Origin of the sequence: Dyella caseinilytica, from assembly GCF_016865235.1 — a bacterium.
Taxonomy (GTDB): Bacteria; Pseudomonadota; Gammaproteobacteria; order Xanthomonadales; family Rhodanobacteraceae; genus Dyella_B; species Dyella_B caseinilytica.
In genome coordinates, this window is sequence record NZ_CP064030.1 from 4228977 (window position 1) to 4244104 (window position 15128).

10 protein-coding genes are annotated in these 15128 nt (G+C 60.5%); 1 reads left to right on the forward strand and 9 read right to left on the reverse strand.

The window, feature by feature from the left end; all coding sequences use genetic code 11:
• Positions 1–129 precede the first annotated feature (129 nt).
• The 9 genes from fliG to ISN74_RS18655 all read right to left on the reverse strand — a co-directional run bounded on the left by fliG (position 130) and on the right by ISN74_RS18655 (position 9626).
• Complete coding sequence (gene fliG / locus ISN74_RS18615) at positions 130–1143, reverse strand: flagellar motor switch protein FliG (protein ID WP_188795252.1); 1014 nt, start codon at positions 1141–1143, stop codon at positions 130–132.
• A complete protein-coding gene (fliF, locus tag ISN74_RS18620; protein ID WP_188795255.1) occupies positions 1133–2818 on the reverse strand; it encodes a flagellar basal-body MS-ring/collar protein FliF in 1686 nt (561 codons plus the stop codon). The genes fliG and fliF overlap by 11 nt, the downstream gene beginning before the upstream one ends.
• Positions 2819–2934: 116 nt before the next feature.
• Entirely contained in the window at positions 2935–3270 is a 336-nt protein-coding gene (gene fliE, locus ISN74_RS18625) for a flagellar hook-basal body complex protein FliE (protein WP_188795257.1), read from the reverse strand.
• 36 nt (positions 3271–3306) lie between these two features.
• A complete protein-coding gene (locus tag ISN74_RS18630) occupies positions 3307–4767 on the reverse strand; it encodes a sigma-54 interaction domain-containing protein (protein WP_188795259.1) in 1461 nt (486 codons plus the stop codon).
• A gap of 358 nt (positions 4768–5125) precedes the next feature.
• Positions 5126–5713, reverse strand: coding sequence for a PilZ domain-containing protein (locus ISN74_RS18635; protein ID WP_188795261.1), 588 nt, complete (start codon positions 5711–5713; stop codon positions 5126–5128).
• Between the two features lie 231 nt (positions 5714–5944).
• Positions 5945–6250 carry a flagellar protein FliT gene (fliT, locus tag ISN74_RS18640; RefSeq protein WP_188795263.1) on the reverse strand — a complete coding sequence of 102 codons (306 nt, stop codon included), beginning with the start codon at positions 6248–6250 and terminating at the stop codon, positions 5945–5947.
• Positions 6247–6675, reverse strand: a complete 429-nt coding sequence (gene fliS / locus ISN74_RS18645; protein WP_188795265.1) for a flagellar export chaperone FliS — start codon at positions 6673–6675, stop codon at positions 6247–6249. Before fliS ends, fliT begins: the two co-directional genes overlap by 4 nt.
• 21 nt (positions 6676–6696) lie before the next feature.
• Positions 6697–8181 (reverse strand): flagellar filament capping protein FliD, encoded by a 1485-nt coding sequence (gene fliD, locus ISN74_RS18650; RefSeq protein WP_188795267.1) that lies wholly within the window; start codon positions 8179–8181, stop codon positions 6697–6699.
• 191 nt (positions 8182–8372) lie between these two features.
• Positions 8373–9626, reverse strand: coding sequence for a flagellin N-terminal helical domain-containing protein (locus tag ISN74_RS18655; protein ID WP_188795269.1), 1254 nt, complete (start codon positions 9624–9626; stop codon positions 8373–8375).
• A 435-nt stretch (positions 9627–10061) separates the two neighbouring features.
• Here ISN74_RS18655 and ISN74_RS18660 point away from each other — a divergent pair, with 435 nt between their 5' ends.
• Positions 10062–15062 (forward strand): glycosyltransferase family 92 protein, encoded by a 5001-nt coding sequence (locus ISN74_RS18660; RefSeq protein WP_188795271.1) that lies wholly within the window; start codon positions 10062–10064, stop codon positions 15060–15062.
• The last annotated feature ends 66 nt before the right edge of the window (positions 15063–15128 follow it).

Genomic DNA, 15128 nt, shown 5'->3' on the forward strand with positions numbered 1-15128 from the left:
TGGTCACGCCGATGTGCCTTTTGAATCTTTCACGCAGCGAAGAAACATCGCGCAAGAGCATCCCCTCACCCCAACCCTCTCCCCAAAGGGGAGAGGGAGCCAAAACGTGTCGATGTGTGAGGTTCACCATCACACAAACTCATCGCCACCAGCCATAAGACTGATCTGTCCCGCATCGGCAAGCTTGCGTGCAATACCAAGCACTTCCTTCTGCGCCGCATCCACTTCGCTGAGCTTGACCGGCCCCTTCACTTCCAGGTCGTCGCGCAGCATGTCGGAGGCACGCTTGGACATGTTGGCGAAAATCTTTTCGCGCACGGCCGGTTCGGCGCCTTTCAGTGCCACAATCAGGCGTGCGGACGGCACTTCGCGCAACAGTGCCTGCATACTGCGGTCGTCGATGTCGGCCAGGTCTTCGAACACGAACATCAGTTCTTCGATCTTGCCGCCGAGGGTCGCATCCTGGCTGCGGATGGCGCTCATCAGCTCGGTTTCGCGCGAGGTTTCCATCGCGTTGAGAATGTCTGCCGCGGCCTTGAGACCACCCACCGTGGCGGATTTGAGCTTGGATGACGTGCCGGAGAACTGGCGCTCCATGATTTCGTCCAGTTCGTTCAGCGCCTGCGGCTGCACGCCGTCGAGGTTGGCGATGCGCATCACGGCATCGCTGCGCGTGCGCGCTGGCAGATAGCCGATCACTTCGGCGGCCTGATCCGGTTCCAGATGTGCCAGTACCAGCGCGATGATCTGCGGATGCTCCATGCCGATCATCTCGGCGATGGCGCGGCTTTCCATCCACTTCAGCGATTCCAGGCCCTTGGTGGAGCGGCCCAGCAAGATGCGATCGATCAGGCTGCCGGCCTTGGTTTCGCCGAGCGCATTGACCAGCATCTTACGAATGTAATCCTCGGTACCGACGCCCAACGCGGTCTGACGACCGATGTCATCGTTGAGACGATTGAGCACGACTTCGACCTGATCACGCGAGACATTGGTCAGCGTGGCCATCGCGGTGCCCACAGCCTGCACGTCGCGTGCACTCAGGTGCTTGAGCACTTCGGCTGCATCCTGTTCGCCGAGTGTCAGCAACAAGATGGCCGCACGTTGAGGACCGGTGAGGAGACTACCGTGATCAGCCGCCATCGTCGCCCACCCAATTCATCACGACTTGTGCGACCTGCTTGGGGTTTTCCTGCACCAGCTTGCGGGCCAGGCCGATCTTTTGCTCGTAGGCCATGCTCTGGATCTGCGGCGAGGTGATGCGCGCCTTGTCGTCGCGTTCGTCATCATCATCGTTGATACGTACCGATACGGTGGGAATCGGTCCCGCCAGCGCCGGCATCGGTTCCGGTCCACGCAGCAGGCCCTTGAGCATGGGCTTGAGCAGGCCGAACGCGATCAGCACCGCAATCAGAATGCCCGCGCCCTGTTTGATCAGGTCCAGCATGCCGGGACGTTGCCAGAACGGTTCGCTGATCGGCGCGTCGTCGACCGGCACCGAGGAGAAGGGCAGATTGATCACGCTGACGCTGTCGCCGCGTTGCGTATCGAAGCCCACGGCATTCTTGGTGAGATCGGTGAGATGCTGCAGTTCTTGCGCGGTAAGCGGCACGCTCTTGCCCTTACCATCCGGCGCGGCCTTGTTGTCGACCACCACGGCAACGGTCAGGCGCGCCAAACGGCCGGCGGGATCGCTCACGTGGCTGATGGTGCGGCCAAGCTCGTAATTGCGGGTAGAGCTGGAGGAGGTATCAGCAGGCGTGCTCTTGGTGGCATTGGCCGTTGCCGCCGTATTCGGCGTGGGTGGCGTACCCGCATTGGGTTTGGCAGCCGTTGGTTGCGCGACATTGTTCGGCGGCTGATTGCTGAGCGCGCCAGCGATTTCGCCACCGGCATCGTCGTGCTTCTGCTCACTGCTGGTCTGTTCGCTGCGCAGTGCCGGATTGGCACTGTCGTAACTTTCGCTGGCTTTTTCAGTCTGGCTGAAATCCAGATCGACATCGACCTGCGCACGCACACGGCCCTGCCCCACCAGCGGCGTAAGCAGATCCTCGATGCGCTGCGCGTAACTGTTTTCCATGCGTGTCGCCAGACGCATGCGGGTATCGCCTACGGCTGCCGGGCTGTCGGGATCGGACACTGTCAGCAAGTTGCCTTGCTGATCGACCACGGAGACTTGCGTGGGATCGAGATCCGGCACGCTGGACGACACCAGGTGCACGATCGCCGTCACCTGACTGCTGTCGAGCTGACGCCCCGGATACAGCGTGAGCAATACCGACGCGCTGGCCGGATGATTGTCGCGAATAAAGGCCGAGGGCTTGGGCAAGGCCAGATGCACACGCGCGGCGCGCACGAACTGCAACCCCGCGATGGTGTTGCCCAGATCGGTTTCGAGCATTTCCTGATAGTGCGTGCTTTCGGCCAGATCACTCATGCCGAACGGCGAGTCGCTTTGCGGCACGGTGGCGCCCGCGGTGCTGCCTTGCGGCAAGCCCTGGCTGGCCAGGCGCAGACGCGTATCGGCCAGCACGTCTGCCGGCACCGAAATCGATGCGCCATCCGCACCGAGGCGATACGACGTATTGCTGGTCTGCAAGGCCTGCGTGACAGCGGCGGCATCCTTGGGATCAAGTCCGGCATACAGCAAGGCGTAATTGGGGCCGCGCGACCACAGCACGATGGCCACACCCAGGGCCACAGCGGCTGCAACGCCGACCAGCAGGAGCAGCAGGCGCGTGGTCGGATTGCGCAGCAGACTCTTGAGCGAATCCATGCGCGTCTCGTTAGTGGTGGTGGCTACAGTGTTCTCGGCCATGTGGCGGGAAACAAATCCGTGGGTGTGAAAACCGAAGTCTTTGGCTCGTCATCCGGGCATGCGCTGGGATGACGGTGAGGAACATTTGCTACTTGGCGAGAAAAATCACCCCTGCATCAAACCTGCATATTCATGATCGTGGTGTACGCATCCGTCAGCTTGTTGCGCACTTCCACCAGGCCGCGGAACGCCAGATCCGCCTTCTGCCCGGCGATCGAGGTCTTGACGATGTCTGCACCGGGATCGCCGCGTTCGAAGGATTCGGCCTGCGATTGCGCTTCATTCTGCTGCGCGGCCACGGAGCCGAGGGATTGCTGGAGCAACGAGCCAAAATTCAGACCCGACGAAGCAGCCGAAGAGGAAGGCAGCTCCGCGGATGGCATCGGACCCGAAGCTTGTGCAGTCAGCGCTCGCATTTGTGAGAGCACACTGTTGACGTCAATCTGACTCATGTCGGTTTTCCAACGCGTAGTGGGTTACAAAGTGCTTCAAGCAACGGCCGTGCCACTCTGCGGCGTGTCGTTGTTGCGTGCACACGACTGCAATCCGTACTTGCGCAGCTTCTCGACCAACGTGGTGCGCTGCATGTGCAGGAGCTTTGCCGCGTGCGCGACGACACCATCGGTGATGTCGAGCGCTTGACGGATCAGGCCCACTTCGATGTCGGCGAGATGATCTTTCAAATCGACGCCACCTTCGGGCAGCAGCACTTCGGTATCCAGTGCGCCGCGACTCGGTGCCTGCACCGGCTTGGTCTGGCCATCGAGCATCGCGCGCAGGATGCCGCCGGCCTCGTCGATGGGCTGTACACCGCGATATTTTTCCGGCAGATCACCGGCGCGTACTTCGCCGTTCGGATAAAGAATGGCCAAACGTTCGACCAGATTGGACAGCTCACGCACATTGCCCGGCCAGGTGTGCTGACGCAGGGCCTGTATGGCGCTGCTGCTGAAGCGCACCGTGTTCAGTCCGCGGCGCTGCAGGCGCTGATTGAATTCGGCGACAAGCTCAGGCATGTCTTCGAGTCGCTCGCGCAGGGCGGGCATTTCGAGCGGGAACACGCTGAGGCGATAGTAGAGGTCCTCACGGAAGCGACCTTCGGCCGTCGCCGTTTCCAGATTGCGGTGCGTGGCCGCGATGATGCGCACGTCGCAACGCTGGGTGCGATTGCTGCCGACGCGCTCGTACATGCGTTCCTGCAGCACGCGCAGCAGCTTCACCTGCATCGGCAAGCTCATGTCGCCGATTTCGTCCAGGAACAAGGTGCCGCCTTCGGCCATTTCGAAACGGCCCTTGCGTGTGCTGATCGCGCCGGTGAAGGCACCTTTTTCATGGCCGAACAGTTCGCTTTCCAGCAGTTCGGCGGGAATGGCACCGCAGTTGATGGCGACAAACGGCTTATCACGGCGTGGCGAACAATCATGGATCGCACGCGCCACCATTTCCTTGCCGGTGCCGGATTCGCCCAGTACCAGCACGCTGGAATCGAACGGCGAAACCTGGCGGATCAACGCGTTGACGCGACCCATGGCGGTGGAGTTGCCAACCAACCGCAACGATGCAGGGCTTGCCGCAGCCCGCGGCGAGGGTGATGGCGCACGGCGTACGGCTTCGGCCAGACGTTCGTAGCGCAAGGGAAAATCGAGTACTTCGATCTGTGACGCAAAGGGTGAACCGGCCTGGGTCAGACGCTGCAACTGCGGCGAGTCAGCACCGACCAGGATCAGCAGTTGATCCGGCGGCACATCGAGCGAAGCCATCGCCTGCTCGAACAGCTCGTCGTCTTCGATCCCCCCAACGTAGACCGCACGCCAATCGTGCGTGATCGAACCGGGCGGTAGCGAAGCATCCCAGCGCTGCGGGATGTATCCCATAAATTGCATGGCCGACGTGACGATGTCGGCGCGAGTACCGTTGGATTCGATAATGAGTACGTTGCTGTTTGGCATGAGCACGAGTCCTGCTGCGTTACTTCGACTGCTGCTGACGAACAACGACGATTCCCGTCCCAAGTCGTGTTGTCCCCTGTGTGTCAGGTATCCGTCGTGACACGTGTGCCAGTGCAGCAAGAAGAACGCCAAAAAGTTGGTGTTACGTCACGTCACCTCGTGCGTTTCGTGACGGTGTTCGCGCTCCATACCTCGACGAATTCACACATTCTAAAAATCAAAGAACCGGAATTTATCAATGACTTAGCCGACGCTTACAACATGACGGATAGGCTTATTCAGGGCTAAATCCAGCGCTTTGCATACGTTTGCATGCCAGGAATTCGCCGTGTTTGGATATCCCGTGGCGTGATAGGCATCACATTCTGTATTTGCTGCCCAACACACTTTCATTTGAGGCTGTCAGGCGCGCTTCTGCCACTTTGCGGCGATGGTGACAAAAAACGAAACGTTCCAACCCATCCTCGACCAATTCGCTGAGTTCACAAAAGTAAACGAAAGCGGTTCCATCGTTGAGTCGGCGCCCGAGCCGGGACGGCAGCTCCAGGGGCAGCGCGCGGCAGGTGTCAAAATGAAGTCGTACCAGGAGGAAGTCGCTGGAGGGCAGCAGGCTTTCTGGCGCGGCGACGCCGACCGCATTGAATCGCACCGGATAGCGTTCCGGCAGCAGGGCGGTTGGCATCAGCAGGCGGTCGACAATATCCAGCAGGACGTTGATCTTGCTGTCCATGCGCTGGAGCTCCAGCATCACAGGATTGTCGTCATCGCTGCTGTTTTCCTGGCGCCGCTCGTCCAGCGACGCCAGCGTTCGCAGCACATGCAGGTTACGTTCGTTGAAGCGCGCCAGCGCATCCGGGGTCGGGTCGAACGCATCGATGGCGGCGTGCAACACCCCCTCGTATGTCATGCGCTCGGAAAATTGCTGCCACTTTTCGTCTGTTTGCATCGATCAACTCCTCGCGCCCCGAGATGAAATAGCGGCGACGCACGGCTCTTTATTCACAATGCGTGCCAGATTGGGGCGAATAAGACCGAGAGTGCAAGATTTTGCTGGAGCAGCCGGGTCAAAGGCCGCGAGGGCAAACTCGAAAGCTTTCGAAAGCCGCCACGAGCCCGCCATGCCACGCGTCTGACAGGCCCCACCTACCCGCTAAACGCAAATTCCCCGACGCTCAGTTTATGTCGAGGAGGAAATATAGGTGCGTAGCGCACGATGGTTGTACTGATGCTGATCCAACTGCGCTTTAAGCGCTGCACGGGCAGCCTCGGCGTGCGCCATCAACGTCTCGTTGTGCCGGCGCAGCGTTGCGATGATCTGGCGATCACGATCGCTCAGCGGGCTGCCTTTGCACTTTTGCAACTCGCGATGCCGTTCGGCATCAAGCTGACTGACCCAATCCCAATTGTTGCCCGTTGCGGCATCAAGCATTTCGACGGTGATCTGCAGGGCTTGCTGCAGATCGGCACGAGCCGCTTCGTTCATGGCTTGACGGCCTGCGGCCGACCTTGTTCGGCCAGATATTCGCCGCGAATGGCGTGCCAGGATTGGCGAATCGGCGCGATCAGGCGCTCGCTTTCATCCAGCGCACGCAAATCATCATTGAGCTGCGCATGGATCAAGCGGCGGGTGATGTAGTCGTACAGCGCATCCAGCCGGCCGGTAAGCGTCGGCTCGATGCTGTGGTTCAGACTGCGGCGCAGCTCGCCCAGAATGCCGATCGCCTTGGCGAAGGCAACACCTTTGGCGGGGATGTCCCGGTGCATGATATGGCCCCGGGCCTGGCTGATCCGGTCGACCAAACCATCCAGCAGCATGGCGATCAGCTGGTGACGGTCAGCTCCTTCGACGCTGCCCTGAGCCTTGGTCTGGCGGTAGAGCGCGCCTGGATTTCGCATCGCGTAGCTCATGGTGCTTAACCCTTTCTCCTTTTAGCTGCTACTACTGCTGCTTTGTTTTTCGAGTTCGGTCAGATAGGAGCTGGTGTTGTTGAGCGACGTCATCATCGTGTCCAGATTCGTGTATTGCTGGACAAGCTGCTCCTGATACGTGGCCATGCGCTGATTCAGCGCTGTCTGCTGGCTCGACAGGTTGCTGACACTGGTGTTCAGATCGTTGATGCGGGTCTGAATGATGCCGGTGCTGCTGTTGTAGTTGGTGACCAGGCTGCTCAACTGCGTGGCAACGCCATTGGTGCTGGAGAACAGGTTCTGCACCACCGACGGATTGCTGCTGAGGGCATTGGCAAGCGTCGTGCTGTTCAGCGAAAGGCTGCCATCGGAATTACGCGTGATACCCAGCGAGGCCATGTTGCCAATGCTGTTGCCGCTGACGGTGCTGCTTATCACCTGGGAAATCTGGTTCTGAATGGCGTCCAGCGTGGGATCACCCAGCAGCACGCCAGCCTGACCGGTACTGGAGTTGTAACTGGCCAGCTGGCTCACTTCGCTGTTGTATTCGTTGTAAGCGGTGACGAAATCGTTGACCGCCGAGCTTATAGGCGCAGTACTTTGCGCGATCGTCAGGGTCGAGTTACCGGTGGACGTCAAATTCATCGTGACGCCAGTCAGCGCGCCGGTCACCGTGTTGGTGGCGCTGGTGACCGGAATGCCGGCAATAGTGAGCTCGGCATTGGTCGCCGCGCTGCTGGGTGAATTGAGCTGGCTCGCCAGCGTCGAAAGCCCGCTGCTACTCCCGCTGCCCGCGCTGACGCTGAAAGCGTTGGCGGTGCCGGTCTGGGTGGAGGTAAGCACCAGCTGGTCGCCGTTCGTGCCTTCCACCACCGAAGCGGTGACACCGGGATTGTTGCTGGCGCTGTTGATGTTGCTGGCGATGGTTTGCAGGGAGTCGGATGAGGACACCGAAACATCCATCGTGTTGGCGCCGACGGTGATATCCAACGTACCGGCACCGACCGCCGCGCCGCTGCCATAAGCGCTGCTGACGCTGGTCTGGGCGGTTGCCAGCTGAGTGACATCAACCGCATAGGTGCCCGGCGATGCATCCGGAAGCGTGCTGGCCGTGCCGACACCGCTGGCCGAGGTGCTGTTGGCGGAAAACGATGCGGTGTAGGTCTGGTAGGTGCTGCTGGAAGTCAGCTCCGTCAGTGCCGTCTGCAGACCCGTCAGCGCGGTGCTTAGCGCAGTCAGGCCGGCGATCTGGGCGTTGTCGCTGTTGGTCTGGTTAGTGATCTGCTGCTGGGGAGCGGCTTCGGCCGCATTCACCAGCGCGGTGATGATCGAGCTGACGTCCAGGCCCGAACCCAGGCCCAGCGAGCTCAGGATGCCGGTCCCGGAAATATTCGCAACGCTGCTCGAGCCCGTGCTTGATGTACTGCCGGTGGATGTACTGGATGCTCCCGTGATCGCACTGGAAAGCGCGCTCGTGGAACTTCCAACACTGGAAATACTGCTCATGTCAGACCTCGCAAAATCATCCTGCCGAACGCGGCGACCTTGCCGCATGCCGTCAAGCTGCCGGTAAAACGCTCACGTGTGGGTCAACGCTTTACCCGCTGCTCGCGTAAGTTTTCTGGCGGTATACAACCGCCAGAACCCTCCAAGCAAAATCCCGGCCATGGCGAGATCGCCATGGCCGGTCGTACCTGTTACTGCAACAGCTTCAGGATGTTCTGCGGTTCGGAGTTGGCCGTGGCCAGCACCGAGATACCTGCCTGCTGCAACACCTGCGCCTGACTGAGCACCGCTGTTTCCGCAGCGAAGTCGGTGTCCTGAATCGACGATTGCGAGGACGTCAGGTTGGTCTGCTGTGCACTTAGTGTCGAAATATCCGACTGGAAGCGATCCTGCACCGCACCGAAGGTGCTGGAGTAGGTGCTGACCTGGGTCAAAGCCGCATCGACGCGGGAGATCAGCTGGTTGGCATCGTCTACCGACAACACATCGCCACCTGCCAACGAACCGGAAGCCGTGATTGCGCTACCTGCCGTATAAGCCACGCCCGTGGCCGCCAGGCCGCTGGCCGCAGTGCCGACGCCGCTGGCACCAAAGGCCAGGGTGTTGCCGCTGGCGGTGAGGCTGGTGAAGCCCGCGCCGGAAGAAGCCGACGAAGCACCGGTCACGCTTGCACCGTTCACGGCCAGCTCGCCGGAGGAGTAGATGTTGATGCCGCCGCTGGCGTTCACCGCTGCGCTCACGCCGTCGACACCTGCCGCGTTGATGGCATTGACCACGTCCTGTGCGCTTTCGGCCGTGCCGCCGCTGAACGTATACGACGTTCCATTGGCACCGGTGATCGACAGGCCGCTGAGGCTCAACGAGGCACCCGAAGCGCCGCTGGCATTGACGAATGCGCCGCTGATGTCGCCCGTGGAAACTTCCGACACTTGGCCCAGCTGAGCCGTGGTGGCGCCCTGACCCAGCTGCACGTCGATGGCCTGGCCAACGTTGGCACCGACCTGGAACGAGAGGCTGGAGGACGAACCGTTCAACACGTTGATACCGTTGAAGCTGGTCTGGTTGGCGATCGTGTTGATCTGCTGCAAGTACTGCTGCACCGTGGTGTTGATCGCTGCACGGTCAGAAGCCTGGTACGTGCCGTTGGCCGCCTGCACAGCCAGATCGCGGATCGATTGCAGGTTGGAGGTGATCTGGCTCAGCGCCGAACCGGCCGTCTGCGACAGGTTGATGGCGTCGGTAGCGTTTTCGCTAGCCTGGTTCAGGCCGCCAATCTGGGTCTGGAAGTTCTGGACGATCGCGTAACCGGCAGCGTTGTCGGCTGCGCTGTTGATCTTCAGACCCGAGGAAAGATCTTCGGTCGCCGTGCTCAGCTGACTGGACGAAGTGGTCAGGTTGTTCTGAGCTTGCAGCGAGGAAATGTTGGTGTTGAGGACGAGTGACATGGAAGTCTCCTGGAACCGGTAAGTTGTACTCATGCCGGCGGGGTCCAGTGACTGCTGTGCCGACCGCCTCGAAGACTTTTTCGGCGCTGGCGGGGAATACTTAAGCGATCTGGAGCAAAAAAATTCAGTATCAGCAAGCACATGGACAATAAAAATGTGATGCAGTGTGCCTAAAGGTTTTGCTGAAGCTGTCGAGCCGCACCATCATTGATGGTCCTTTCATGCATGTCGACGATAGGGTTCGTGGACATTTCGTCATGCCAGGTTCTGCCTGGACGTCATTCCGGGCGAGAACCCAATAACGCACCCCAAAGTGCCATGCCCCGACTTGGCACCAAGCTTGCTCCTTACCTTCCGTATCCGGCGCCAGGCCCGGGAAGCGGCGGAATTCTGACGCCGAGCCAGGCGTCCTTATAGATAAGGTGAGGAAGACAAATGCGTTGTGTGCTGGCGATCTGCGCGATCTTTAAGGACGAAGCCGCGTATCTGCGCGAATGGGTCGAGTTCCACCAGCTGATGGGCGTGGAGCGCTTCTACCTTTACAACAACAACAGTTCGGACCGTTATCTCGATGCGCTGCACATGCATATCGAGTCGGGCGCCGTGGTGCTGCATGAATGGCCGCAGCAGCACGCCCAGTTGCAGGTCTACGAGCACTGCTTGAAAACCCACGGCAAAGAGACCGACTGGCTCGCTTTCCTGGACGCAGATGAATTCCTGTTCTCGCCCAAGGCGAAACTGCTGCCCGATGTGTTGGCCGACTACGCCGATCATCCGGCGGTTGGCGTCAACTGGGTGATGTTTGGTTCGGGCGGGCACAAGCACAAGCCGAAGGGTGGCGTGCTGGAAAATTTCCTGCGCCGTGGTCAGCTCGATGCAGGGCTTCCCTACCCTCATCTGCTCCGGGCTGATGGCAGCTATCGCCCGGAAAACTCGCATATCAAGAGCATTGTGCAGCCGTCCAAGGTGGAGAGCTGCCCCAATCCCCACTTCATGCTCTATGCCAACGGTACGCACGCGGTAGACGAGAACCATCAACCGATTGAAGGCCCGTTCACGGCCAAGGTGTCGGTGGAACAGCTGCGTATCAACCACTATTGGAGCAAGTCGGAAGAAGAGTGCCTGCACAAGTTCGCCAAGGGCCTCGCCGATGGCAACGGGCGGCGCGACTGGAGCGAATTCCTGGCGCATGAAGAGATTCACAAAGGTGTGCACGACGACACCGTGTTGCGTGTGGTCGCGCAGCTGGGCGTTCTGCCGCCCCAGTGGCCGCTGGACACCTTTGTGCGCAACGACGAAGGTGTGTATCACTCGCCACTGCGCGAGCGGCCGGTACACAGGGCCATTCATGGCACGGCGACCCGCTTGTTCGACGTTATGCACCAGGCAGACGACACCTGCCTGTATTCCGCTGCATTAGCTAAAGAAATCCACAACCGCACGAGCGCACTGCATCTGTCACCGCGCCGCGCCAATCTGCTGCAGCCGCTCGAAGGCATCGCCGCCGGCAGCCGCGTGCTGGACATTGGCTGCGGTGGCGGCGTGCTGGCCCAGGCCTGGATCGAGCGCGGCAGCAGCGTGGATGCGATCGAGTTTGCGCCGCACTGGGCGCGCGTTGCCGCCGCACGCCTGCGTGATCAACCGAACGCGCGCATCTTCCAGGCCAGCCTGCGCGAACTGGAGCTGCGCGCTGACTACGACGTGGTCAGTCTGAACTTCACCAACGACTACGCCGAAGCATGGCCGCGCGGCGAAGCGCTGCGCGAGGCCATCGCCATCGCCGCCACCGCACTGAAGCCGGGCGGCCTTTTGCTGGTGGCTACCGGCAATCGCCTGGCCGATCCCGGCAACGAAGCACTGCTCACGCGTCACGAACTCGAAACCGCACTGCATGCCAGCGGACTGTCCCAGGTAGACACGCAACTTGCCTTCCCCGATGCGCAGCTACCGGAGTTGCTGGTTTCCGATGCTGCACTCGCATCGGCACCCGCATTGCGTACCGATGAGCTGATTTCGCAGCGCCCGCTGATACGCGACGGTGGCCAGGAGGCCATGCAATGGCAGCGTCACCGCGAAGCTGGCACGCTCGGCCAGTACGCGCCCGGCCTGTGGCTGATCGCACGCCACGACGGCACGCCCTCTCCGCTGCGTGCTGACGTGCTGGCGCAAAGCTATGTCGACAACCGGATTCCCGCGCTCAACACCGTCACCGACTACATCCACACGCCAGAAGCGATTCAAGTCGCTCCCCGCTCCTTGCTGGCCGATCAGTATTGGAGCACGGCAGGATTCGAGCAGTCGCTGGATGCCTATACCTACCCTGCCGGCCGTTCGCTCCTGGTCCAGGTGCGCAAAGCTATTCACGAGCAGCGCACGGATCGGATGATCCATCTGTTGCGGCAGTGGGGCGCGCTGATCTACGCGCAAGCCGACGATGACGACAAGATCCCCGCCGAGTGGCTGGACGCACTGCCGGCACATATCTATATCGACGACGACGGCGGACTGAGCTACCACGGCGGCGAGTGGCGCTCGCGCCAACCGATCGAGAAGCAGATTCCGGTCTACGTCGGTTTGTGGCAGATCGCCTACGAAAGCGGGTTCGAGAATCTGCTCGGCATCATCTCGCCGATGGAACGCGTGATCTGGCTCTGCAAGCGCCTGATGATCGATGCCTCCGCCGAATGGATTGGACATGGCCGAACGATCAACGAATCGTTTGCGCGCGAGATCCACGAAGGCGACTGCTGGAACCGCACAGACCGCCATCAGAAAGTGCTGCCTGCCTGGCTGGTTCCGCCGCCGCCCTCGGATCTGTACAAGAACTGGCAGGCGCAATATCAACTGAGCGAGATCGCCATTGCGCAAGCGATGGAGCGCATTGCTCAGTCCGGCGCGCCTCGCATCCACGTCATGCTGATCGATTCGGCCAGCGACACGGAAGCCGTTTCGTTGACGCAAGACAGTCTGGATGCTCAGCACTACCCGCATCATCAGCTCAGCGTGATTTCCGGCGAAGATCAATGGATGGAGCGACTGAACCAGGCCATTACCGCCAGCAACGCGGACTGGATCCAGCTCGCGTACGCAGGTGATAAGTTGCACGCGGCCACTTTGCTGCTGCTTGCAGAGCGTGTGGCGATGCATTCCGTCCTGAGCGCCGTCTACGTCGACGAAGACACCCACAACCAAGGCACGTTCGAAAATCCGATCTTCAAGCCGGATATCAATCTCGACATGCTGCGCAGTTATCCCTACGCAGGCCGTGCGTTGGCCTTCAAGCGCGAGCGTTGCGTAGCCTTGGGTGGCCTGAGCGCAGGCTACGGCGACATGGCCGGTTACGACCTGCTATTCCGGTTATTGGAAGCAGACGGACTGCACGCGATCGGGCACATCGGTGAAGTGATGTATCGCGCCGCACTGCCCTATGCGCATTGGCTGGCCTCGGAGACAGCCAAGACGCACAGCGCCACCATCGTCTCCAACCATCTGCAGCGCATCGGTGTGCCGCACAAGATGGAGCCCGGTGCACTGCCCGGCTTCAATCGCGTGACATACCAGCACACCCGACAACCGCCGGTATCGATCATCATACCGACCAAGGACCAGCTGCCCATCCTCAACGGTCTGCTCGACAGCTTGATGTCGAAAACGACGTATCTCAATTATGAGGTTCTGATCGTCGACAACAACACCGAGGAACCCGCGGCATGCGCCTATCTGGATGGGATCGAGCGCCTCAACAGCAGCCAACTGCGTGTGTTGCGCTATCCGCATCCGTTCAACTACTCGGCCATCAATAATTTCGCTGCCAAGCACGCGCGTGGCGAATACCTGATCTTGCTCAACAACGATACCGCCGTACTGCATGGCGACTGGATCGAAGCGCTGCTCAACCATGCGCAACGTCCGGAAGTAGGCATCGTCGGTGCCAAGCTGCACTATCCGGACGGACGCATCCAGCATGGCGGCGTGGTCTTGGGTCTGCGTGGTCCCGCTGATCACCCCTTCATCGGACAGCCGATGGAAGCGGATGGCTATATGCACCGCTTGCGTGTCGACCAGAATTACACGGCAGTCACAGCGGCCTGCCTGATGATCCGCAAGTCGGTCTATGAGCAAGTAGGCGGTCTCGACGAGCAGGACTTCAAGGTGTCCTATAACGATGTCGACCTATGCCTGAAGGTGAACAAGGCCGGCTATCTGACCGTGTGGACACCCTACGCGCGCCTGATGCACGTCGGTAGCGTCAGCCAGACCAAGGTTGACCAGACCGCTCAGGAAGCCAAGCAGAAGCGCTTCCTGGGCGAACAAAGCGCGATGTACCGCAAATGGTTGCGCCAGCTCGCGCGCGACCCCGCTTACAGCACCAACCTCAGTATCGATGGCATCGGCTTTGAACTGGATCCACACCGTGCAAAGGGCTGGCAGCCCTTCAGCCAGCCACTGCTGCCGCGTCTGTTTTGCGTCGCCGCCGATTCGCACGGCTGCGGCCATTACCGCATCATGCAGCCGTTCTCTTCCATGAAGCGCAGCGGCCTGGCCGAAGGCGTGATCGCCGGTGCTCACCTGTCGCCGGTGGCGATGGAACGTTTCCAGCCCACCTCGCTGGTGCTGCAACGCCAGGTGACCGACGCGCAGGTCAAACTGCTTGAGAGCTATCGCGACTTCTCACAAGCCTTCAAGGTGTTCGAACTGGACGATCTGATCCAGCAGATTCCGATCAAGAGCCATTTCCACGGCCTGATGCCCAAGGACATCGTCAAATCCCTGCGCCGCTCACTGTCCACCGTAGACCGCTTCGTGGTGTCGACGGAGGCCTTGGCCGAACAGTTCCAGGGCTTCCATACCGATATCCGCGTGGTGCTCAATCGCCTGCCTGTGAATTGGTGGGGCGACCTGCCGCAAAGCCAACGGCGCGTCGGACGCAAGCCACGCGTAGGTTGGGGCGGCGGCTCCAGCCATCGCGGGGATCTCGAATTGATTGCCGATGTGGTGCGCGACCTCTCTGACGAAGTGGAATGGGTGTTCTTCGGCATGTGCCCGGAAAAGCTGCGCCCGTATATCCACGAATTCCACAACGGCGTACCGATCGAGGAATACCCGCACAAGCTGGCTTCGCTGAACCTGGACCTCGCACTCGCCCCGCTGGAAGACAACACCTTCAACGAATGTAAGAGCAACCTTCGCCTGCTCGAATACGGTGCCTGCGGCTTCCCGGTGGTATGTACCGACATCATTTGCTACCAGGGCGATCTCCCGGTCACACGTGTCAAGAACCGCTACAAGGAATGGACCTCAGCGATCCGCATGCACCTGGATGACCTGGACGCCACCGCGAAGATGGGCGACGCATTGCGCGACACCGTACAGCGGGACTGGATGCTTACCGAAGACAAGCTGTTGAGTTGGCGCAACACATGGCTGCCGAACTGAGCGTTTGAACTCGCTAGTTCGGATACGAAAATAGGGGCGTCGTTTCGTCCCTCCATCCACGTCAAC

Coding starts and splice junctions, on each gene's coding strand:
- ISN74_RS18660 (WP_188795271.1), top strand. CDS start 10,062: ATGCGTTGTGTGCTGGCGATCTGCGCGATCTTTAAGGACGAAGCCGCG.
- fliG (WP_188795252.1), bottom strand. CDS start 1,143: ATGGCGGCTGATCACGGTAGTCTCCTCACCGGTCCTCAACGTGCGGCC.
- ISN74_RS18630 (WP_188795259.1), bottom strand. CDS start 4,767: ATGCCAAACAGCAACGTACTCATTATCGAATCCAACGGTACTCGCGCC.
- fliF (WP_188795255.1), bottom strand. CDS start 2,818: ATGGCCGAGAACACTGTAGCCACCACCACTAACGAGACGCGCATGGAT.
- ISN74_RS18655 (WP_188795269.1), bottom strand. CDS start 9,626: ATGTCACTCGTCCTCAACACCAACATTTCCTCGCTGCAAGCTCAGAAC.
- fliT (WP_188795263.1), bottom strand. CDS start 6,250: ATGAACGAAGCGGCTCGTGCCGATCTGCAGCAAGCCCTGCAGATCACC.
- ISN74_RS18635 (WP_188795261.1), bottom strand. CDS start 5,713: ATGCAAACAGACGAAAAGTGGCAGCAATTTTCCGAGCGCATGACATAC.
- fliE (WP_188795257.1), bottom strand. CDS start 3,270: ATGAGTCAGATTGACGTCAACAGTGTGCTCTCACAAATGCGAGCGCTG.
- fliS (WP_188795265.1), bottom strand. CDS start 6,675: ATGAGCTACGCGATGCGAAATCCAGGCGCGCTCTACCGCCAGACCAAG.
- fliD (WP_188795267.1), bottom strand. CDS start 8,181: ATGAGCAGTATTTCCAGTGTTGGAAGTTCCACGAGCGCGCTTTCCAGT.